Source organism: Nostoc sp. PCC 9305, from assembly GCF_963920915.1.
Lineage (GTDB): Bacteria > Cyanobacteriota > Cyanobacteriia > Cyanobacteriales > Nostocaceae > Nostoc.
This window is the reverse complement of record NZ_CAWUDN010000107.1, coordinates 1-20,209: the sequence shown is the minus strand read 5'-3', so window position 1 is coordinate 20,209 and position 20,209 is coordinate 1. Positions and strand designations below refer to the sequence as shown.

General features: G+C 41.4%; 22 protein-coding genes. 8 read left to right on the top strand and 14 right to left on the bottom strand.

Annotated features, from left to right (window positions below; all coding sequences use genetic code 11):
- Window positions 1-52 precede the first annotated feature (52 nt).
- The 4 genes from ACM0OX_RS29000 to ACM0OX_RS28985 all read right to left on the bottom strand — a co-directional run bounded on the left by ACM0OX_RS29000 (window position 53) and on the right by ACM0OX_RS28985 (window position 1,472).
- Entirely contained in the window at window positions 53-496 is a 444-nt protein-coding gene (locus ACM0OX_RS29000) for a type II toxin-antitoxin system PemK/MazF family toxin (protein WP_414518454.1), read from the bottom strand.
- A complete protein-coding gene (locus tag ACM0OX_RS28995; RefSeq protein ID WP_104900084.1) occupies window positions 490-732 on the bottom strand; it encodes an AbrB/MazE/SpoVT family DNA-binding domain-containing protein in 243 nt (80 codons plus the stop codon). Before ACM0OX_RS28995 ends, ACM0OX_RS29000 begins: the two co-directional genes overlap by 7 nt.
- Window positions 733-900: 168 nt before the next feature.
- On the bottom strand, window positions 901-1,209 hold the full coding sequence (locus tag ACM0OX_RS28990) for a type II toxin-antitoxin system RelE/ParE family toxin (protein WP_334897124.1): 309 nt from the start codon (window positions 1,207-1,209) through the stop codon (window positions 901-903).
- Entirely contained in the window at window positions 1,206-1,472 is a 267-nt protein-coding gene (locus ACM0OX_RS28985) for a type II toxin-antitoxin system ParD family antitoxin (protein WP_414518452.1), read from the bottom strand. Before ACM0OX_RS28985 ends, ACM0OX_RS28990 begins: the two co-directional genes overlap by 4 nt.
- Before the next feature lie 313 nt (window positions 1,473-1,785).
- On the opposite strand from ACM0OX_RS28985, the gene ACM0OX_RS28980 reads away from it, so the two are divergent.
- The 3 genes from ACM0OX_RS28980 to ACM0OX_RS28970 all read left to right on the top strand — a co-directional run bounded on the left by ACM0OX_RS28980 (window position 1,786) and on the right by ACM0OX_RS28970 (window position 6,799).
- Window positions 1,786-4,188: an ATP-binding protein gene (locus ACM0OX_RS28980; protein ID WP_414518451.1), complete on the top strand. Its 2,403-nt coding sequence runs from the start codon at window positions 1,786-1,788 to the stop codon at window positions 4,186-4,188.
- Window positions 4,189-4,240: 52 nt separating this feature from the next.
- Complete coding sequence (locus ACM0OX_RS28975) at window positions 4,241-4,714, top strand: response regulator (RefSeq protein ID WP_099102797.1); 474 nt, start codon at window positions 4,241-4,243, stop codon at window positions 4,712-4,714.
- 279 nt (window positions 4,715-4,993) lie between these two features.
- A complete protein-coding gene (locus tag ACM0OX_RS28970) occupies window positions 4,994-6,799 on the top strand; it encodes an ATP-binding protein (RefSeq protein WP_414518450.1) in 1,806 nt (601 codons plus the stop codon).
- A 29-nt stretch (window positions 6,800-6,828) separates the two neighbouring features.
- Here the strand turns inward: ACM0OX_RS28970 and ACM0OX_RS28965 are convergent, their stop codons facing one another.
- Window positions 6,829-7,335, bottom strand: coding sequence for a hypothetical protein (locus ACM0OX_RS28965; protein WP_414518449.1), 507 nt, complete (start codon window positions 7,333-7,335; stop codon window positions 6,829-6,831).
- Between the two features lie 448 nt (window positions 7,336-7,783).
- Here ACM0OX_RS28965 and truB point away from each other — a divergent pair, with 448 nt between their 5' ends.
- A complete protein-coding gene (gene truB, locus ACM0OX_RS28960) occupies window positions 7,784-8,668 on the top strand; it encodes a tRNA pseudouridine(55) synthase TruB (RefSeq protein ID WP_414518448.1) in 885 nt (294 codons plus the stop codon).
- A 216-nt stretch (window positions 8,669-8,884) separates the two neighbouring features.
- On the opposite strand, the gene ACM0OX_RS28955 is transcribed toward truB, so the two are convergent.
- From ACM0OX_RS28955 to ACM0OX_RS28940, 4 genes are all read right to left on the bottom strand, one after another.
- Complete coding sequence (locus ACM0OX_RS28955) at window positions 8,885-9,664, bottom strand: hypothetical protein (RefSeq protein WP_414518447.1); 780 nt, start codon at window positions 9,662-9,664, stop codon at window positions 8,885-8,887.
- 194 nt (window positions 9,665-9,858) lie between these two features.
- Window positions 9,859-10,695 carry a CheR family methyltransferase gene (locus tag ACM0OX_RS28950; RefSeq protein WP_414518461.1) on the bottom strand — a complete coding sequence of 279 codons (837 nt, stop codon included), beginning with the start codon at window positions 10,693-10,695 and terminating at the stop codon, window positions 9,859-9,861.
- Window positions 10,696-10,744: 49 nt separating this feature from the next.
- Window positions 10,745-11,281 (bottom strand): hypothetical protein, encoded by a 537-nt coding sequence (locus ACM0OX_RS28945; protein ID WP_414518446.1) that lies wholly within the window; start codon window positions 11,279-11,281, stop codon window positions 10,745-10,747.
- A 186-nt stretch (window positions 11,282-11,467) separates the two neighbouring features.
- Window positions 11,468-12,034 carry an HD domain-containing protein gene (locus ACM0OX_RS28940; protein ID WP_414518445.1) on the bottom strand — a complete coding sequence of 189 codons (567 nt, stop codon included), beginning with the start codon at window positions 12,032-12,034 and terminating at the stop codon, window positions 11,468-11,470.
- 251 nt (window positions 12,035-12,285) lie between these two features.
- Between ACM0OX_RS28940 and ACM0OX_RS28935 the strand changes: the two genes are divergently transcribed.
- From ACM0OX_RS28935 to ACM0OX_RS28925, 3 genes are all read left to right on the top strand, one after another.
- Window positions 12,286-13,026, top strand: coding sequence for a DUF2993 domain-containing protein (locus tag ACM0OX_RS28935; RefSeq protein WP_414518444.1), 741 nt, complete (start codon window positions 12,286-12,288; stop codon window positions 13,024-13,026).
- Window positions 13,027-13,059: 33 nt separating this feature from the next.
- Window positions 13,060-13,611: a DUF2231 domain-containing protein gene (locus ACM0OX_RS28930; RefSeq protein WP_414518443.1), complete on the top strand. Its 552-nt coding sequence runs from the start codon at window positions 13,060-13,062 to the stop codon at window positions 13,609-13,611.
- Window positions 13,612-14,244: 633 nt separating this feature from the next.
- Complete coding sequence (locus ACM0OX_RS28925) at window positions 14,245-14,601, top strand: hypothetical protein (protein WP_414518441.1); 357 nt, start codon at window positions 14,245-14,247, stop codon at window positions 14,599-14,601.
- Between the two features lie 39 nt (window positions 14,602-14,640).
- Here the strand turns inward: ACM0OX_RS28925 and ACM0OX_RS28920 are convergent, their stop codons facing one another.
- From ACM0OX_RS28920 to ACM0OX_RS28900, 5 genes are all read right to left on the bottom strand, one after another.
- A complete protein-coding gene (locus ACM0OX_RS28920; protein WP_414518440.1) occupies window positions 14,641-14,808 on the bottom strand; it encodes a hypothetical protein in 168 nt (55 codons plus the stop codon).
- A gap of 97 nt (window positions 14,809-14,905) precedes the next feature.
- On the bottom strand, window positions 14,906-15,385 hold the full coding sequence (locus ACM0OX_RS28915) for a plasmid segregation centromere-binding protein ParR (RefSeq protein WP_194042537.1): 480 nt from the start codon (window positions 15,383-15,385) through the stop codon (window positions 14,906-14,908).
- A gap of 5 nt (window positions 15,386-15,390) precedes the next feature.
- The gene (locus ACM0OX_RS28910; RefSeq protein ID WP_414518439.1) at window positions 15,391-16,557 is read right to left on the bottom strand and encodes a ParM/StbA family protein; all 1,167 of its coding nucleotides are present in this window, start codon (window positions 16,555-16,557) and stop codon (window positions 15,391-15,393) included.
- Between the two features lie 239 nt (window positions 16,558-16,796).
- On the bottom strand, window positions 16,797-17,429 hold the full coding sequence (locus ACM0OX_RS28905; protein ID WP_414518438.1) for a DedA family protein: 633 nt from the start codon (window positions 17,427-17,429) through the stop codon (window positions 16,797-16,799).
- A 592-nt stretch (window positions 17,430-18,021) separates the two neighbouring features.
- Entirely contained in the window at window positions 18,022-19,104 is a 1,083-nt protein-coding gene (locus tag ACM0OX_RS28900) for a Gfo/Idh/MocA family protein (RefSeq protein WP_099102323.1), read from the bottom strand.
- Between the two features lie 338 nt (window positions 19,105-19,442).
- Between ACM0OX_RS28900 and queC the strand changes: the two genes are divergently transcribed.
- Window positions 19,443-20,120, top strand: coding sequence for a 7-cyano-7-deazaguanine synthase QueC (gene queC, locus ACM0OX_RS28895; protein ID WP_414518436.1), 678 nt, complete (start codon window positions 19,443-19,445; stop codon window positions 20,118-20,120).
- The last annotated feature ends 89 nt before the right edge of the window (window positions 20,121-20,209 follow it).

Sequence of the window (20,209 nt, the reverse complement as noted above, 5' to 3'; positions counted from 1 at the left end):
ATTTGATTTGTACAGACGTAATTAATTACGTCTGTAGAGTTTATTTGCCTCTTTACAAAATTAGAGGCTCAATTCTTGCTTGCACTTCTTCAATTAACTCCTGTTCAACTTTCTCTACAAACAAAACCTTTCTAATTTTCCAGTCTAGTGATTTGATCTGATCGGCTAGCACCACGCCACTGGTTATCATTCCGTCAGGAAGCGGAACCTCAAAGTTAAGACCTTTTTTTTGATTAGTAATTGGACAAATTAGAACTATAGAAGCCATTCGATTGTATTTTAATGGCGACATAACTAAAAAAGGACGATAGCCCATCTGCTCACGCCCTTGAGGTTTTAGTTCAGCATTAAGCGTTTCAGCAATATCTTCAAATGACATTCCTGATGTTCTCAGAGCTAATACACGTCGGATCGAATCAGCCGTAATTTGCTTTGTAGTTCCGCAGTCTAACTTGACAATATCACCTCTATCTGGAATGTATGGTTTAACTACCAAACTTCATTCCCCACAGCAGATCCAGTATCTATTTCAGAATGAAAATTATCTGGAGTCATACCTTCCAATAATTCATCAAGCGTATATTTTTTTCGCTGCTGCGGTGTGATGACAATACTATTGCCTGAAATGCTGAAAGTTATGTCTGTCCCCTCTTTGACATTAACTTGTTCAGCCAAAGCTTTCGGAAGTCGAATAGCTAGACTGTTTCCCCACTTCGTAACAACTGTAGTCATAACTACCTCAAAATAAATGCTTTCTTAGAGAATTTCACACCTAAATATAAAACTTTTGCAGCTTGATGCGCTTACTTAGGATGATTTTACGTATCTACTTTGAATATACCATAATTTGTATTTTCGCTATGTTACGGCTTCCATAACGTACCGAAAACCATCTTCTAATTATTCTCCAGCGAGTTCCCGCACAATATCCATGTTTGCTGCCAGTACACGCACGATTTCAACGGGGTTTTCACCTCTGTATATCAGGAAATATCGGGGCTGCACCAACCAGAAACGGACGGGAAGCGGAGTCAGGTCGTAACGGTACTGTCCGATTCTGGGGTTGTCTGTCAGTAATTCACAGGCACAAAGAAGTTTGTCCAGCATCCGTTCGGCGGCATCCGAATTATCTCGCGCGATATAGGCATAAATCCCCGCAAGGTCGTTTTCAGCTTGCGGGGAGAGAATATAAAGTTTTGGGTTCGTCACAACGATTTTTTGATCGATTGTTGTGCTTTATTGCGGATGCGCTCTCGCGCACCTTCTTTGGGAAGACCTTGTGCATTATCAAGCTCCGAAAGACCGATAGCAATTTGCTCATTGAGCCACAATTTATATTCCTCGGAATGGTCGTTAAAGCGTTTCAAAAGACGCAACCCCTCCCGAATCACCTCGCTTTGAGAATGGTACAAGCCGGACTCAACCTGCATTTGGACGAAGGCTTCCAACTCAGGAGTAAGGGAAATATTCATACATCTATTTCTTCATAACAAGAATAGACATTATAATAACAGTTTTTGTTATTGCTTGCCAGTGAAAACTTTCGCAAAGAGCTAATTCTATTACTCTAAAAACCTTAGGACTTACGCACAGGTAACGGAAAATCGAACCACAGAGGCACAGAGAACACGGAGGAATAAGAGTTTGAGAGGTATTTTGCGTAAGTCCTGAACCTTAACAAGCACAGATGATATGCGATCGCATTCATACTTCAGGACATATACTTTAAAGAAATATGACATTTAATTACGCTATTTTAAAAACTAGCTTTACATAAGTTCAGTTATGAGCCAGCCGGAATATACTACAGCCCAAGCTACTGCCCTGACTAACCACGATCGCAAACCTATTCACATACCTGGCTCTATTCAACCTCATGGCATTCTCCTGGCACTCAGTAATCAGTTAGAGATCCTACAAGTTAGCAACAATACCCAAGTGTATTTGTGCAAAGCTCCAGAAGATTTGCTCGGTCAACCTTTGAGCTATTTACTTGAACCTCAGCCAGTGGAAATTGTCAAGCAGTGCTTAGTAAAAAAGATTGGCAGCACTAATGCGTTTAAAGTATTAATAAATACTTTATATGGAGAAATATACTTTGATGCTATTGCTCATCGTACAGAAGAAGCTGTGATTCTGGAGCTAGAACCAACTGACTCGGAATTTGAGATGAGTTTCTTAAACTTTCATAGTTTTGCGAGTGAAGCGATCGCTAAAATGCAAAGGACATCCAATCTGGGAGAATTTTTGCATTTAGTGGCTGAAGAAGTCCAAAAAATCATCGGTTTCGACCGGGTGATGGTCTATCAATTTGACGAGTCAGAAGCGGGTTCTGTTGTTGCAGAAGTTAAACGAGAAGATTTATCACCTTATTTAGGACTCCACTATCCCGCTACAGATATTCCAGCGCAGGCTAGGGAGTTATACACGCGCTGCTTTCTCCGATTTCTCCCCGATTTGACTGCCGAACCTGTCAAACTAGTTCCAACGGAAAATCCGACAACACATCAGGATCTTGACTTAAGCTACTGTCTGCTACGGAGTTTTGATTGGTGTTGTACTGAATATCATCAAAATATGGGAGTGAAGGCTCTTTTGGTGATTTCAATTATTCAAGAGCAGAAGCTTTGGGGATTAATATCCTGCCACCATCAAACACCGAAGTATATTTCTTACGAAGTCCGTAAGATGTGCGAATTTTTGGGACAAATTGCATCTTCAGAATTAGCGCACAAAATTAGTCACTCGGAATGGGATTATAAAGTAAAACTCAAATCGCTACAGTCAGAGTTCCTAGAATCTATTTCCCAAGCAGACAATTTTATCGATGCCCTAATCAAACCGGAAATCCGCTTGCTCGATCTTGTTAGTGCTTCAGGAGCGGCGGTTTGTCTGGATAATGAAATTACCCTTGTGGGAACAACACCGAATATTGATGAAGTTCGGGCACTCATTGAATGGGCGGATACTCAAGTTAGTGACAACCTATTTTCCACTGATTCTCTGCCAAAGCTTTACCAAGAGGCGCTGATATTTAAAGATGCTGCTAGTGGCTTGTTGTTACTGCGGATATCTAAAATTCGGCGCTATTACATCCTTTGGTTTCGCCCGGAAGTTATTCAAACAGTACACTGGGCAGGAAATCCACAGGAATCCATGCAAGCACAGCCAGATGGTAGCTTTACCTTATCTCCCCGAAAATCCTTTGAACAATGGCAAGAAACGGTTAGACTAACTTCTCTACCTTGGAAAGCTTGCGAACTTGACAGTGCGATCGCTTTGAGAAATGCGATCGTTGGTATTGTACTCTCGAAAGCGGATGAATTAGCTAAAATCAACCTGGAGTTAGAGCGCAGCAACCAAGAGCTAGCATCCTTTGCCTACGCGGCTTCCCATGACCTCAAGGAACCTTTGCGGGGCATTTATAACTTCTCGACAGTGTTGCTAGAAGACTATGCCCAAGTATTAGATGATGACGGCATTGAGTGCTTACAAACAGTAGTAGCCTTGTCTGTACGCATGGAAACTCTGATTAATGCTCTATTGCGACTCTCGCAGTTAGGACAAGCCCAACTGCGCTTGCAAGCAACTGACCTCAACGAATTACTCAACCAAGTAATTGACGTTTTTCGTGCTAGTCGCCAAGACTCTGGGCTTGTGGATATTCGCATTCCTCGGCCTTTACCAACAGTTTTGTGCGATCGAGTGCTGGTTAATGAAGTCTTCAGTAATCTGCTTGGTAATGCGTTCAAATATAACGATAAGGTGGAGCAATGGGTTGAGATTGGCTACTTTTCTCAAGAAGAGGCAGAGGGGCAGGGGGGCAGGGGAGCAGAGGGGCATACTTCTCTACGAGAGGCTGCGCCAACGACTGCGCTCAGTAACCGGGGGAGCAGGGGAGAAGTTGCAGTAGTTTCCCCTCTGCCCCTCTGCCCCTCTGCCCCTCTGCCTCTTCTCCATGCCCCATGCCCAATATTTTATATCCGAGATAATGGTATTGGAATTCCACACCATCACTTAGAAACTATCTTTAGATTATTTAAGCGGCTCCATTCTCAGGAAAAGTACGGTGGAGGAGCAGGTGCGGGACTAGCTATTGTTAAGAAGATTGTTGAGCTTCATAACGGTCAAATTTGGGTTGAATCTACCGTAGGCGTTGGCTCAATTTTTTATTTTACGCTGGAATAGTTTAAGATAGTAACCAAATATATATTTTTGTTAAGCTCTTTTAAGACCAAGAATGACAAAAAAACTTCATGAACCGCTGCTCGTTGTTGAGGACAGCAATGAAGATTTTCGGATGCTGCAACGTCTGATGCGGCGTATGTCCGTCCAGAATCCCATACACCGTTGTACTAATGGAGATGAGGTTTTAGAGTTTCTCTATCAACTGGGGAACGATGCCTACACTAAAGGCGAAGACCTACCTAACTCAAAAGTAGTATTACGACCCTCTGTAATCTTGCTAGATCTCAATTTGCCAGGTATTGATGGGCGTGACATTTTAGATCGGCTCAAACAAGATAAGACTTTCAAGGGAATCCCCATTGTTGTTTTTACCACATCATCTAACCCCAAGGATATTGAATTGTGCTACCAAAAGGGCGCAAATGGATATCTGGTAAAACCGATGGATGCTCTGGAACTAAAAAAGACGATCCAGGCATTTGTAGACTACTGGCTTGAAGCCAATACGCCGCCTGTGTTGGATTAATTCGTTTATTTTTTGTTGATGTAGCGGTGGGGGAAAAACGATCATAAAAGAGACGGCTCAGAGGACACAGAGACATCTTCCTCTTTGAGTCACTGTGTCTGTTTGTCTCTGTTAGATTCTTTTTCCCCATTTTCCTGTTTTTGACTATTTGGTGTTTCTTTAGGATTACTAAAGAATTTAGATTTTATTTACACTTATTTTATATTATTTTTAGAATTATGCAAGAAAACACAATCTGGATAAAAGGGATCTATATGGCTCCCTGATCCTCATAACCTTATGTTGGACACATGGACGCTACTTATCATCGATGATTGTGCCGCAGATCGGAAAATCTATCGTCGATATCTTTTGAAAGATCCGCACCAGTCCTACCAGATTTTGGAGGCAGACTGTGCAGAAGAAGGACTTGCTTTGTGCCAAAAAGTACGCTGCGATGTCATTTTGCTGGATTTTTGCCTACCTGATATGAGCGGGTTAGAACTCTTCGATCGGATGCAGCAGGAGATATTTAAGACTTCTATCCCCGTGATTATGTTGACAGGGCGCGGCGATGAAGAAATCGCTGTGCAGGTAATGAAACGGGGTGCTTTAGATTACTTAGTCAAGCACAATCTTACACAGGATGTGCTGCAACTAGCAGTCCGCAACGCCATTAAGCAGTCGTGCTTGCAAGCCCAACTGCTCAAAACTCAGGAGAGACAACGCCTAATTGCCACAACTGCTTTACGAATTCGCCAGTCTCTTAACCTAGAGCAAATTTTGAATACAGCTGTAGCCGAAGTTCAGCAACTTCTGAAGTGCGATCGCGTGATGGTTTATCAGTTTGCCCCAGATACAGATGGTAAGATAGTCGCCTCATCAGTTGAGTCATACCGCACTGTGGCATTGTGCGATCGCGTTGGGACTGGGACTGGAGAGCAGGGGAGCAGGGGAGCAGGGGAGCAGGGGAGCAGAGGGGCAGAGGAGCAGAGGAGTAGGGAGGAAGTTGCAGTAGGTTTTTCTCCTGTGCCCCTCTGCCCTTCCGCCCCTCTGCCTCTTGTGCCCAATCCGCATTACCCCTTATCTCCAGAGGGGGGCATACCTTCTCCAATCCCTTATATCTATGAGCTTGGCTTGTGTAATTGTGTCAGCCTAAAAGAGCAATTTAATACTAAGGCAAATCTGGTAGTTCCGATTAATCTGAGCAACAATGGGAACCCAACCCCCAAGCTTTGGGGTTTATTGATTGCTCACCATAATTCTGGGGAGCGACACTGGCAAACTGATGATGCAGAAATGCTCAATGAAGTATCAGTACAACTAGCGATCGCTATTCAACAGGCGGAATTGTTAGCCCAAACTCAAGCAGCCCTTGCTAAAGAAAAGCAACTCAATGTATTTAAATCCCAAATAATTACAACGGTTTCCCATGAGTATCGAACGCCGCTAACTTCAATTCTGGCTGCGGCATCAACTTTGGTAAAACATAGCCAGCAATTAGATGAGTCTAAACAACACAGGTTCTTGGGAATCATTGAACAGAAAGCCAGGTATATGTCCAAACTTGTGGATAATATGCTTCTGGTTAACCAACTTGAACTGGAAAAACCCAAGTTTCAACCAATCTCAGTCGATTTACTACAATTTTTTTCTGATCTTTTAGAACAAGAGCGAGAAACAGTAGGCGATCGCCACGAATTGATTTTTAAAATTACTGGTAATCATCATGATTTTTGGGGCGATCGCGGACTTTTGCAACAAATTTTTATTAACTTAATGTCCAATGCAATTAAGTACTCTCCAGAAGGAGGTAGTGTAGAATTCCACCTGATTGGCAAAGAATCAGAAGCAATTTTTTACATCAAAGACTGTGGAATTGGTATCCCGATGGCAGATCGAGAAAATTTGTTTCAATCCTTCAGTCGTGGAAGTAACGTTGACACAATTCCTGGTACAGGCTTAGGGCTAGCGATCGCTAAAGCTTGTGTCGAGTTACATAGTGGTAATATTACTTTGTCTAGTGAAGTGGGGCAAGGAACTAAAGTTACAGTTAGCTTACCGAAAATATGTCCAACTGGTCAACTATCTCCATCATCCACTTGATGTAGATAATTTTCAAAAGCATATTGTAATTATTGCTCTTGAATTTCTATCTTGCTAATCAACCATTCTTTGATTGTTTTCCCGCAAGGCTCAGAACTTTGGCAATCACTGACGTTCTCTAGAGAATAAGACATTTTTACTTTTTTATTGACGTATTTCTCTGGTTCGCAAACATCAAAGGTTGCACCGACACTTTCATATACTTTGCCATTTTCATCGACAACGGTAACGTAGCATTTTAAATCTCCGTTTTGCATATCTTTGATAGTACCAGAAATTGGATTATCGTTTTTAATTTCCTTAGATTGATTGTTTTTAGGAGATGTTTTTTCAGTTGATGCTGACTTAATAGTTTTTTTGCTATTATCTAGTTTTACTTGATTTACAGAAATAGATTCAGAATTCACTTGCGTAGCTGTTGCAGTATTTGCTGGATTAACTTTATTCTCTTGAGAAGCACTATTGCCTGAGTTACTACAACTCACAATCAACATAGAGCAAAAAAGTAATGTAGTAGTGAAAATTGATTTTTTCATTTGATTTATGTTCCTAAAAGCTATTGATAGTTGTTTTGCTAAACGCGCTACAGGTAAAATCTTTGATTCACAATAAAAACTTTCATGAAGTTTTCTATGAAATTTCTTGATTATTACAGTTTTATGTCTTGGAAGTTAGAAATGACATCGTGATATTTGCGGAAAATACTCGGCGTTATTTGCACTTTTTGGATATTATTCGGTAAAGTGCTTAGAGAATGTCTTGATACTTATAAAATAATACTTAATTGAAGAAGAATTCAAAATTCATAATTCAGAATCAAGACGCTCTCTACGACTCGCTATTCGCTTTTTCAGTCAGAATTCATTCTGATTCCTGAATTCTGACTCCTGAATTCTGTTTCGATAAACTTTAATTGCTAAATATTAATGCTTTGAGCATTAAATAAGTATTTAATAGAGTTTAGAAGCTGTTAGTATTGATTTTGTGTTATTTCAAGGTTTTCTCAACTTAAACAAACCATTTGACTGGACTTCCCACGACTGCGTAGCGCGGGTGCGAAAATTGTTGCGCCTCAAACGTGTAGGACATGCGGGAACCTTAGATCCAGCAGCAACAGGGGTCTTACCGATCGCACTTGGTAAAGCCACAAGATTATTGCAATATCTGCCAGAAAACAAAGCTTATAAGGCTACCATTCGTCTGGGTATGCGGACTACAACCGATGATTTACAAGGTGAAATCATTAATTCTCAACCTTGTGCTGGATTGAGTTTAGCAGAGGTGAAAACTGCACTGGCACAATTTGAAGGCAAGATTGAGCAAATCCCACCGAATTATAGTGCAATTCAAGTGGATGGAAAACGTCTCTACGACTTAGCCCGCCAAGGGAAAATGGTGGAAGTTCCAGTGCGGACAGTGGAAATTTTTCAGATAGAAATTTTGGATTGGAGAGAAGGAGATTTTCCCGAATTGGATGTGGCGATCGCCTGTGGATCTGGTACATATATTAGAGCGATCGCTCGTGACTTAGGTGCAATCTTAGAAACTGGTGGCACTCTTGCGGCTTTGCTCCGTACCGAAAGCAGTGGTTTCGATTTAACAGATAGTCTCACTTTTTCCGACTTAGAAGCTAAATTGCAAGCCGAGACATTTCAACCTCTCGCCCCTGATGCAGCGTTACAACATTTGTTGTCTGTGACTTTACCAGCAACATCTGCTCAAAAATGGTGTCAAGGCCAGCGAGTTTCTCTAAATTCTGATATTACTGGGATAGTAAGAGTTTATCAAGAAGAGACTCGCTTTTTAGGTGTTGGACAATTACAAGATGAAGTCTTAATTCCGCAAATGGTTTTTGAACCGATTTCTTGAAGGAGAATTCAGGAGTCAGAATTCAGGAGTCAGAACTTAGGAGTAGAGCCGGAGACGCTCCGCCTCCGGTAAGAATCAAGATATTCTCTACGAGACGCTGCGTGTACCTCGCTGTAAGGGAGGCGCACTCGCTAACCTGCTTGCGCTATCCACTAGTCGCACACAATTCCATTCTGACTCCTGACTCCTGACTCCTGACTCCTGACTCCTTTCTTATTAAACCAAATAACTCGTATTAGGTACGATCGCAAAGAAGGCATACTCGTACCAAGCAGTCCAGATGAAACTGCGAATCCATCGCTGACGCTTGTCGGGACTCAATTCATATTCAAACGCCCCACGAGATACATCAATGGAAGATAGGTGAGAGTTGCAACCGCAGCCATGCTGATAAGTAAAACCGTATTTAGAAGCAATACTTTGCACCTTCATTTGAATAGCAAATACCTTACCTGCATGGAGTATGGCATCCCAAGCACGTTTATGCTCAATATCGCGTTGATCGAATCGTAAGGCACGTTCTTCAAAAACATGATCGCGGTAAATTGGTGCTAAATGCACGTGATAAAAGCTAGCAGGTAGTTCATAACCAAATTCATTGAACAAATCTATGCCAATACGAGCCACTTTTACTTCATCAGCGTAATCGATTCCTTTTGACTCCACATCACGGAGAATTTCTGCAAAGTTCGGATAGCTGTGTTTGAGAAAGTCTTGCCCAAAAAACTCTAAGGTTTCCCATGCCAGTTGTGCAAATAACTGAGAAAATGAAGGTATTAGGTGAGCTAGTTGGGGGCGATCGCTAAATAAATCAACATCACCACGTTCTAATTTATACAAAAATAGCTGTGCCATCTCAACATAGCTTTGGGGTTGGGAAAGTCCGACACTCGTGGTTCCTCTAGCAATGTCTTGCCATATAGAAGGTAGTTGAGAAACATGAACCGCATTTTCTCCAGCAATGACTGCAACAGGAGGACATTCGAGAAGTTGCATCGACAATCTCCTTTAGTACTTTAATGTGTAATTTACCTTAAGCGATCGCTAAATCTATCTTCTGAACACAATAAAAAATGTTTGACAGACTGTCTTTTGACAACGAGTGCAATTTTATTCATAACTTTCGGCGTATTGGCTATTAGTTATTTTAGGATAATTCATAATTCAATTACCCATTCAAAGCATTCTTTTCACCCACCTGCTATTTTCCTATATATTTTCTCACCCTTGACTAACTCTTCATAGTAAGGTTCATAAGAGGTGAATCTGATAGATTCTTGTCTTCCCAAACCCAAGATGCCAAAAGTACAAAGGCTATTATAAAACAGTTCGTGTACCCGTTTCTGGAGTAACTGATTAAAATATATCAGGACATTACGACAAAGAATCACATTAAACTCATTAAAAGAACTATCAGTTGCTAAATTATGCTGGGCAAAAACAATATTTTCTCTTAGGGACGAGCGGAAAATAGCATTGTCATAAGCTGCTGTATAATATTCTGAGAAAGACTTCTTGCCGCCAGCTTTTAGATAAAGCTGAGTATATTCCTGCATCGTTTTCAGCGAGAAAATCCCACTTTTGGCATTTTGTAATACCTTCTCATTCGTATCAGTAGCATATATGCGACAACGGTGATAAAGTCCTTCTTCTTGCAGTAAAATTGCCATTGAATAAACTTCTTCACCAGTTGAACATCCAGCGTGCCAGATGCGAATAAACGGATAGGTTTGTAAGAAGGGAATAACCTGATTTCTGAAGGTATTATAAAAGCTGGGATCGCGAAACATTGATGTGACATTCACTGTCAGAGCCAGCAAAAATCTTTCTAAATAGGGGCGGTTGTGGAGTAAACGCTCTTGCAATGCAGAAACATTTGCTAACCCTTCTAATTGCATAAAGCCCTGAATACGTCTCTTGAGCGAGGAAAGAGCATAATTGCGAAAGTCATAACCGTAGTACTGATAGACACCTTCCAAGAGCAGGTGTATTTCTATGTCCTCCAAGATTGGTTTGGGTAGAGGCATAATATTCATCATTCATAATTCATCATTCATAATTCATCATTCATAGGTTTCAGCTTAACCAGGCGGCTTTTACTACTAAAACAGCGATCGCAATTATTGAAATTCCAGCCAGCCATCTTACCTGAGAGCGCAGATTTTTAATCTCTTGGCTCAGATTTTCTGTCTGTGGTATGGAATATGGTTCCAGTTGTACAACTTCAATAGCTACTTGTTCGGGTGTCTTTTGGGGATTTTCAAACGATACTTGCGTGTGCAGCCAATTAGTAATCAGTTGAGGACAGTTCTTTTTAAACCAATTTAAAGCTAAGGTTCTAAAAACTGGTTTAGACATTCGGGCAATTAATTTCATCACCCTGTTTAAAGGTTTTAAGCGAAGCTTTTGATTAATCAAATTGACTGAACCAACATCATAAAGACAATCCAGAATTAATTTTACAGTAGCTTCTTCACTGTTAATTAAGTTTTGCAATAAAAGCAGAACATCACGCATACGCTCTGCTTCCATATACTTTTCTGCTAAGTTTTCTGGAGGACTTACTGAAGGATTTACAGTTGGATTTAGGGTGTTTTGTCTTACTATCGTCATACTGGTAACATAGCAGCCATAATAATGTTAGTACACCTATCTATCGAGAGAAAGATTTTTTATCTAGAGAGAGAATCTAAAAGCCTAAATTTATTCCTGATAAACATGACTATATCGGGTTGATAAAAAATCTATTTCTCTAGTTTCGATAGATTTTTTTTATCTACTTCTGGATCAATAAATTTTTTATTTAGATGTTAACACCTCAATTTGCAAAATTACCCGTTCTAATTCCTCAATTATTACAGTGCTTTCAGTCTTTTTAAAAGCCTCTAAAAGCGCCCGATAATACCAAAGAGTACCTTCTTTACGCCCATGAAAACGTTCCCAAAGTGATTCGCCCAAAATGCGATAATCTTTGAGAATAGATTGGGCGTTGTAAAGTTTATCCGCTGATGACACAAGCAGAACTGATGGGGAAGCAGTAGCAATATGAGCAATGTATGCCTCCTTACGCTGTCGCCAAGGGGGTTTTGGAGTTGTATCAGCGTCAGTACAACCATCTACAATTGCCGTTACATTGTCACCAAAGCGACGACGAATTTCTTCTCGTGTTGCAGCGCCACCTTGATCTTCGATCGCATCGTGTAAGAGGGCTGCGATCGCTTCATCTTCATTTGCCCCGTATTCTAAAGCAATACTGGCGACACCTAATAAATGCGCAACATAAGGGACGCCAGAACCTTTACGAACTTGGTTAGCGTGTAGTTGGGTGGCGTAGGTAAGGGCTGCGGTAAAACGTTCTGAGAGCATTGTATAAAAAAGTTCTAGCAGTCAGAATAACTCAACCGAAATATTGGGTTTGTGTCAATTTTATAACAAATCGCTCCAAGTGCAGAGGTAATAAAGGATAAAAAGGGTACAAAGGGAAAATTGAAATTTGAAATTTGAAATTAGATAGACAACATTTAAATCTATATTCCATCGCCAGATAGATAAAACTCTGCTGTTAGTTTATTAAATTTACTCAAGGATGTGCTTTAAACTAGGAGTTAATTTAGATAATGCCAGACAATCCTGGATTAGGAGAGCAAGCGCTCAATAAAGCGGCAGAAATAGGATTATCTAGTCAATTAGATGAAGTAGAAATTTTAGATGTAGACATTAAGGTAGACCCGCTGAAACTGGTTCAGGGAGAGGTGGATGAAGTCACGATTGAAGGTGAAGGTTTAGTTATCCAAAAAGACCTCCGTATGGAGGAATTGGAAATGCAAATGACTAATGTTGCCATTAATCCTCTAAGTGTGGCTTTTGGTAAAATCGAACTAACTAAACCGACTGAAGCTAATGCACAGGTTGTGTTAACCGAAGCTGATATCAATCGTGCTTTCAACTCCGAATATGTGCGCTCGCAACTGCAAAGTCAAAAAATACATATTAACGGACAACTGAGGACTATTGAACCTCAAAATGTAGATTTTCGATTACCGGGTGATGAGAAAGTAGCACTAAATGCCAGCATAAAATTAGTAGAAACTGGTGACAATCAGCAAGTTGCTTTTTCGGCAGTCCCCAGAATTAGCAGTAATGGAAAAAGTGTTGCTTTGGAAAATGTCGAGTATGGCGAAAGTGAGGAAATATCGCCAGAGTTGACAAAAGCTTTGATCGATCAAACTAGCGAAATTTTGAATCTAAGTAACTTTGATTTAGATGGCATGAGTCTGCAAGTCAACCAACTAAAAGTAGAAGTAGGCAAACTAATCCTACAGGCTGAAGCTTATGTGGAAAAAATTCTTTCAGCTTAAAAATGTAACGTTCGTAAATTCAGGATACTAATAATGGAAACTACAGAAACAACGCAAACAGGTTCAACACCTTTTCCAAATATTCCACCAGTTATTGAAAGTAACGACAGTGAGTATCGTGATACTGGTGTACCCAGTACAGTTGCGATCGCTGGACATCCTCTACACCCATTGAGTGTGATCTTTCCCATAGCATTTTTAGCTGCTGCCTTGGGAAGTGACATTGGTTATTGGTTAACTGGCGATTTCTTTTGGGCTAGGGCTTCGCTATGGTTAATCGGACTTGGATTAGGTGGAGGCATCCTTGCATCTGCGATCGGTCTGAGCGACTTTTTGAAAATTGAACGAGTCCGCAAGCGCACCGCAGGTTGGACACATTTGATACTTAACGTTTCTATACTAGTTTTATCACTCGTCAACTTTCTTATACGCTTGGGTAACGCTGAATCCCGAATCGTACCTTGGGGACTGTTAATCTCGCTTGTTGTCGGTACGCTAACCAGTGCTTCTGGTTGGTTCGGTGCTGAACTCTCCTATCGCCATAAAATTGGTGTAGTGGGTGCAGGTAGCAGAAGATATCCTTAAAGGATGTGTAAGGCAGTGTTTCGACTACGCTCAAAAATCAGACAGGAGGCAGAAAGCAAATGGTCATTGAGCGTAGTCTTACCCCTGCGGGGAAGCAAGCTACGCGCAGCGTCTCGTAGAGAAAGTGCAGCCTTTTGTAGAGAAGTGAGGCAGAAGATAGCAGAAGATAGGAAAACGCAGCACTTAACAAGATAGTTGCCTGAAGCTAGAAATCCAGTGACAGATTATTATTTACAGCTTCCGCTAAGAATATTTAGCAATTATCGTTTGTACTTGATACAGTTTTGATACATCTTGTGGAATGGAGATAAGTCCGATCTAAAGTTTTTCTAAATCAAAATTTGGGAGAATATTTTCCTTGTCCAGTAAGACTTTTGAACCTATCTCACAATAAAAAATATAGCTTGTTTAATTAATAACTGTATACTTTATCTATGTGGTAAAAAAAATACATCCTGTTAAATAATAACTATTTATATACATAAGCTTATATAAATTGCAATTATACAAAAGGGTGAAATTGCAATATTGAATTTCATACTAAATTAAGTTTAAAAAAGTGTGCGATCGCTAATTTTCAGACTTTAAAGTGTTTTAATAAAGTTATTACCGAAAGTTTAGAGAAGCAAAAACATGAAAGGTTTCAGGAAACTATCCTCAATAGCAGTGTTGCTATTTGCCTTTGTGTCTCCGCCCTCATTAGCTGAAGCGAAAGATATTTATCTAAGTAATGTTCTGAATGAACAGAGCGTTGCGCCAGATGCCAACCTGGTTGGAAATAAAACCGGAGAGCTTTTGATTGCTCAACGGCGGTCAAGACGATACCAGAGAATCCGACGACGGCAGCCCTTTGGAAGACGGCAGATAATCCGACGACAGCAGTTAAGACAACGACAGATAATCAGACGACGGCAGCGCTTTGGACAACAGGAGATAATCCAACGACGGCAGCCCTTTGGAAGACGGCAGATAATCCAACGACGCTATTAGAGATATGAGTGAAAATGACGTAGGCATAATACCCTTCTCCTAGAGGTTATTACTTACAGTTAGTGTTGAGTAAAATCTGCTTGTTAATAAGAGCGATCGCCCAGCTACAATAATTTTAATCACCGCGAAATCTCTATGCGCGATCGCTTTTTTACCAAACTTAATTAGTTGCAAAGACTCAAAGGCGCTTCCCGCCAGAAATTCCACTTCTAAAAAATATCAATAAACATTAATAATCCTTAATAGTATTCACTATTAAGGATTGTTAATATGAGCAAAAACTGCTCACAAACCTGATTTTTCCTTAAAAATCATCGAGAAACTGACTAAGGCGACTGATTACGGGGTCAACCTCTTGAGGAGGAGTAGCAACAGTATAAGAAGTATTATTTACTACTTCTAATTGACTTGGAGACGGAATGAACGATCGATCGTTGACTATGAGCGCCAGTTGTGCAACTTGTTGAGAAAGTTGCAGTAGATGATGTTCCATCGCCTCCAAACGATTAGATCCCTTGGCAAAAAAACGTTCCTCAAGTCCAGCCACTTGACGTTGCAGTTCACCGATTTGTTGATCAATCGGTGTGTTTACTGCTGTTTGTGGAGCAGGTTGTACAGATTCCGGTACACATAAAGATTGCCACAAGGCTTCTTTACAGAGGTCGCTGAAAGTCTTGTCTGGTTGTTTTTCCAAATAACTTTCTACTTGCGCTAACAAGCTTTCATCAGCAAGCTCTGGGTTGAACGTGACGGATTTAACTACCTTTTTTGACCATTGGAACATCAGCTTTATGCCCTAGCAGCGCGATTGGAGGATAATTGTGCCTCTCCATAAATATACTGCCCCAAAGCATTCGCCTGACGGGAAGGTGCTGCTAAATGAGCATTAATCTTTGCTTCCTTGAGCAGACGTTGAACGTCGTCCCAGAAGAACTCACCACCCCCGCCAGTAAGAATCACATCGGTGACGCGTTCTGGCAACCAGGCTAGCACACGGCTACAGATTTCGCGAGAAAACATCTCCGTAAGGTTAGGAAGAAAATCGTCTAGGTTGGTGGGCTTGCTAGCGCCTTTAGGACGATAAAAGCGTTCACCTCTGGGTTTGTTCACAGCGGAAATCAACGCTAGAGATTGACTATCTGCTCCCTCGATTTCGGCGGACACCAATTCATAAAACTTATTCATCCCGAAGTCTTCGCTCTTAGAAGCACCTCTGGCAAAACGGAAGTTATCTACCATCAAAAGATCGACGGTTTGATGGCCAATATCGACGATCGCCACCGATATTTTTGTAAAATCGGGACTACCAGGGTTTTTCTTGGGTTGAGCTTCAGACCATAACAGGCTACCGTAGCCTTCTGGCATGACCCATACCTTACTGACGTTCAGCGACACAGATTCGCCTCGGAAGTTCAACACGTGAGGGCCACCTACTTGGCTAATCAATTGTGCTTTTTCTTTTTCAAATTGCTCTAAAGAAAGAAAAGGCAGACCAAGTACAACTGAGATATCGTCTCTGAGTTTGAAGTAGCCAGCACTTGCTAAAACTTTTACCAGTGCGGCTTCTACCTTAGATTGTCCGACTCCTAAATTCGCCCCAAAATCGGCTGCTAGTTGACCAACAGCATATCCATTTCCTTGATACTCCAGCCACAAATCCATTAAGGGGTCAGTAGCCCTGGCTTCAAAAACACCACCGCGTACTTGTTCGATTGACATCTGCTTGACGTTGGCAGGTACGAACACCACACTGCCTGGTTCGCGACTCACACAAGTTTTTGTGGAAGTTCTGCCTAAATCAACACTGAGAATGGTTTTCCCAGAACCTCCGACTGGCTTGATACTGGAAGGAGGATTATTATTAACAGCATTTATGGGAGTCGATGCTAACGGCTGCCTATTCATGGGTATAGCAGCACTATTCATAGGGTTAGCGGCGGAAGGTTGGTCTGTCATGAAAGCTCCTAGTTCAAACTTAACTGTAAAAAGTTGTCATGCTCATCTTACAAAAATGCGAGCAACCAGAAATTCTAGGTTGCGTCAAGTGTAGCTAGAAATACGCCAAAAATTAATTCTGGCGATACCTCTGGTAAGCTCTGCCAACGCACATCTAGTATTATTTGGCATAGTGTAGGCGAATTTTGGCCAGATGTAACCCCTGCTTTCACTGCTTTCAAACCAAAAGCGTCCTTGTTTCATCTTCTAGTGCGTCTAGTGCGTCTTAACTGGCGCTTGAATATCCAGAAAACAAATGCTAGAACCAAACCGCCAAGTACGATTTTAGATACAGGAGCAAGGTACTTGTCCACAAGTTCATACTGACTACCCAATATGTATCCTGAGTATGTTAACAAACCCACCCAAGCAGCGCTACCTAATGTTGTGTAAAACAAAAATGGTAGCAAAGGCATATTGGTAATACCTGCGGGAACAGAAATCAAGGTGCGGATTCCTGGCACAAGACGACCAATTAATACTGCTGTTTTACCTTGTTGGTCAAACCACTCTTTGGCCTTGGTAATATCTTTACTGGATATAGCCAGCCATTTGCCATACTTGTCAGCCCAAGCTTTCAAACGGATTTCACCCAAAAACTTACCCGGATAGTACCAAATAAGTGCGCCCAATACAGAACCCAAAAGTCCTGCGAAAAATACACCAATAATATTTAGCTTTGCCCCTCCTGGTTGATATGGACTGGCTGTAAATCCAGCCAGTGGCATAATCAATTCTGAAGGAATGGGGGGAAAAAGGTTCTCTAAAAACATTAGTAGGGCGATTCCCCAATAGCCAAAATAATTGATAGTATTAGTTATCCATTCAAGCATTGAGTCAATTCCTGAAATTGCTGGACTAGTCTTGGAGCTAAATTCAGCTTTAGCTTTTTTAAAGGGTAATTATTCCTGCTTGCTAGAGTCAAGGTAATTTGGCTGCACTAAAAATTGGCATCACAACTGAAAAACAAAGTCAGACAATTGGAAGCTAGGTGTCTGTTTCATTAATGTTGAGAGTTATACAGCAGTTTTCTTTTGCATGAGGCACAAAGTCACTGGTTTTGAGGCAGGAGGCAGGAGGCAGAAGAATAATTTGATTTGTGAATCCTTGGTTCTGTACCTCATTTAGTTGCAAAGCGCTGTAAAAGTTCGTAAGTACCTTTAGCCATTAAGATTGAGCGATAAATCGCTCACTACGAACCTCACAAAATTAATCAAACGAACCAGTAGGTTTTGTTTTCTAATTTTTTAGATCCCCCTTAGCCTGCTTTTTTAAAAGGACTAAGAAGGATCTAAAGATTTTATGGCAAAATTAAAAACATATTCTAGGTTTTCTGCTGAAGTTGGGGCTGTGAGGTAGTACGGAGAGAGAAGGGAGAAAATTTCACCTTCCTTGTCCCCCTGATCCCCCTGATCCCCTCTTCTTCTAGACTGTGGGGGTCAAAGATTGTACCCTTGGTTCCGATTGCCAGTCTAAGGGATTCCAAACTCGATCTTCCAGAGCCATCTGCTCAATTAAACTTGCAAGTCTCAGGGCTTTGAGAGCTTGTTCGCCACCTACTGAAGGTTGATTGCCACCGTGTACGCAGTTGACAAAATGTTCTAATTCTGCACTCAGTGGTTGAATATTGCTGGTGTAAACTTTTTCAATTACACCATCTTGTCTGTAAAGTACTTGTCGGTGGTCGGTGAGAGAATTGGCAGCCGTTTGTCGGTGAATCAAAATTTCATTCTTGAGAAAATCTGCCTCAGTAAATGAATTTTTGCAATGGGCGACAATCCGACGAATTTTGCGGTGAGTGACTTTACTAGCAGTCAGAGTAGCAACAATACCATTGGCAAACCCCAAAGTGGCGGTTACGTAATCTAAATAACCAGAGTCTAGGGAGCGAGTACCGCTAGCAGTCAATTTTGTGACTGGGGAAGCAGCTAATTCCAAAAGTAGGTCGATGTCATGGATCATTAAATCCAGCACAACTGAAACATCGTTTGCCCGATCTGAGTAAGGACTCATTCTGTGGGCTTCTAGCGCCAGTAATTCCTCTGTTTTTAGAACTTGGCTCAGTTCTTTAAAAGCTGGGTTAAAACGCTCAATATGACCTACTTGCAGGATACACCCAGACTCAGCTGCGGCATTTACTAAAGACTCTGCCTCAGAAATACTGGCTGCGATCGGTTTTTCAATTAAAACATGAATTCCCGCTAACAGACAGTTGATGCCCACGGCATAGTGCAGACGGGTGGGAACAGCTACACAAACTGCTTCCACAAGGGGTAGCAGATCGCAGTAATCTTCAAAAAAACGCACCTTGTACTTGCTGGCAGTTTCTAATCCTCGCTCGACGTTAATATCTGCCACTCCGACTAGTTCAACATCTTTCATTGAACTCAGCACGCGAGCGTGGTGTTGTCCCATGTTACCCACTCCAATCACGCCTATGCGGATTGGTCGTGGCTGGTTGCGCTGTGTATATGGATTCGGTTCTGCCACTGACATGCTATTTTGCACTATTATTCTCTCCTCAACCACCAAATTTAGAGACGCTACGGCCGTTGGCGTTTATACTCGAAAGCCGGTTACGATCCGTCTAAAACCATCCAGATGGTAACATAGAGCCTATGTTTATGAAGAATTTCAAAGTTTGCGATCGGTTCCCGTAATCTAAATATCTTTTGTATAGATATTTCGAGTTTGCTTTGGATTTTGCACTTTCTACAAAAATATATGTATTTTTATTAACTTTAAACCTTTTAGTAAGACCTAAGTATAAATTCTCCTTGGCATCGCTTTCTGGCGTCTTGTTAAGGTTTGATGCAGTGATTTGAAATCCAAAATTTGTAACCGAGATGAAAGCTGTAATTTTGTTATCTGGGGGATTGGACTCTTCCACAATTCTGTATAAAGCTCAAGCTGATGGCTGTGAATGTCATGCTATTTCCTTTGATTACCAGCAGCGACATCTACGAGAGTTACAGTCAGCGCTCAGTGTCGCTCAAAAAGCTGCGATCGCAAAACATCAGGTAGTTAACTTTGACTTACGACAATGGGGCGGTTCGGCCCTTACTGATAATGCCATTGATTTACCCCAGGAGCGATCGCTGGATGAAATGTCTCAAAATATTCCTGTCACATACGTTCCGGCTCGTAATACCATCTTTTTAAGCTTTGCTCTTGGTTTTGCCGAAGCGATCGCAGCAGAACGTGTCTATATCGGCGTTAATGCCCTAGATTACTCAGGATATCCTGATTGTCGCCCCGACTATATCCAAGCAATGCAGGAAGTTTTTCGCCTGGGAACTAAACAAGGGCGTGAGGGACAACCAATTAAGATTGTTGCACCCCTAATCAACTTGAAAAAAACCGAAATCATCCAACTGGGGAACCAATTGGGAGTTCCTTGGGAACTAACTTGGTCTTGCTATGCAGGTGGAGATGTCGCCTGTGGTGTGTGTGATTCTTGTCGCTTGCGGCTAGCAGCTTTTGCCGAATTGGGACTTGTCGATCCTGTGGCGTATGCTTCTTGAAGTGTTAGGAGTTAGGAGTGAGGAGTGAGGAGTGAGGAGTTAGGAGTTAGGAGTTAGGAGTTAGGAGTTAGGAGTTAGGAGTTAGGAGT

Bases quoted from the DNA above. Each gene is read 5' to 3' on its own strand.
- ACM0OX_RS28985 (WP_414518452.1), bottom strand. From the start codon at position 1,472: ATGAATATTTCCCTTACTCCTGAGTTGGAAGCCTTCGTCCAAATGCAG.
- ACM0OX_RS28940 (WP_414518445.1), bottom strand. From the start codon at position 12,034: ATGCTCTCAGAACGTTTTACCGCAGCCCTTACCTACGCCACCCAACTA.
- queC (WP_414518436.1), top strand. From the start codon at position 19,443: ATGAAAGCTGTAATTTTGTTATCTGGGGGATTGGACTCTTCCACAATT.
- ACM0OX_RS28970 (WP_414518450.1), top strand. From the start codon at position 4,994: ATGTTGGACACATGGACGCTACTTATCATCGATGATTGTGCCGCAGAT.
- ACM0OX_RS28950 (WP_414518461.1), bottom strand. From the start codon at position 10,695: ATGCCTCTACCCAAACCAATCTTGGAGGACATAGAAATACACCTGCTC.
- ACM0OX_RS28915 (WP_194042537.1), bottom strand. From the start codon at position 15,385: ATGTTCCAATGGTCAAAAAAGGTAGTTAAATCCGTCACGTTCAACCCA.
- ACM0OX_RS28905 (WP_414518438.1), bottom strand. From the start codon at position 17,429: ATGCTTGAATGGATAACTAATACTATCAATTATTTTGGCTATTGGGGA.
- ACM0OX_RS28965 (WP_414518449.1), bottom strand. From the start codon at position 7,335: ATGAAAAAATCAATTTTCACTACTACATTACTTTTTTGCTCTATGTTG.
- ACM0OX_RS28910 (WP_414518439.1), bottom strand. From the start codon at position 16,557: ATGACAGACCAACCTTCCGCCGCTAACCCTATGAATAGTGCTGCTATA.
- ACM0OX_RS28975 (WP_099102797.1), top strand. From the start codon at position 4,241: ATGACAAAAAAACTTCATGAACCGCTGCTCGTTGTTGAGGACAGCAAT.
- ACM0OX_RS28980 (WP_414518451.1), top strand. From the start codon at position 1,786: ATGAGCCAGCCGGAATATACTACAGCCCAAGCTACTGCCCTGACTAAC.
- ACM0OX_RS28935 (WP_414518444.1), top strand. From the start codon at position 12,286: ATGCCAGACAATCCTGGATTAGGAGAGCAAGCGCTCAATAAAGCGGCA.
- ACM0OX_RS28945 (WP_414518446.1), bottom strand. From the start codon at position 11,281: ATGACGATAGTAAGACAAAACACCCTAAATCCAACTGTAAATCCTTCA.
- ACM0OX_RS28955 (WP_414518447.1), bottom strand. From the start codon at position 9,664: ATGCAACTTCTCGAATGTCCTCCTGTTGCAGTCATTGCTGGAGAAAAT.
- ACM0OX_RS28925 (WP_414518441.1), top strand. From the start codon at position 14,245: ATGAAAGGTTTCAGGAAACTATCCTCAATAGCAGTGTTGCTATTTGCC.
- ACM0OX_RS28995 (WP_104900084.1), bottom strand. From the start codon at position 732: ATGACTACAGTTGTTACGAAGTGGGGAAACAGTCTAGCTATTCGACTT.
- ACM0OX_RS28930 (WP_414518443.1), top strand. From the start codon at position 13,060: ATGGAAACTACAGAAACAACGCAAACAGGTTCAACACCTTTTCCAAAT.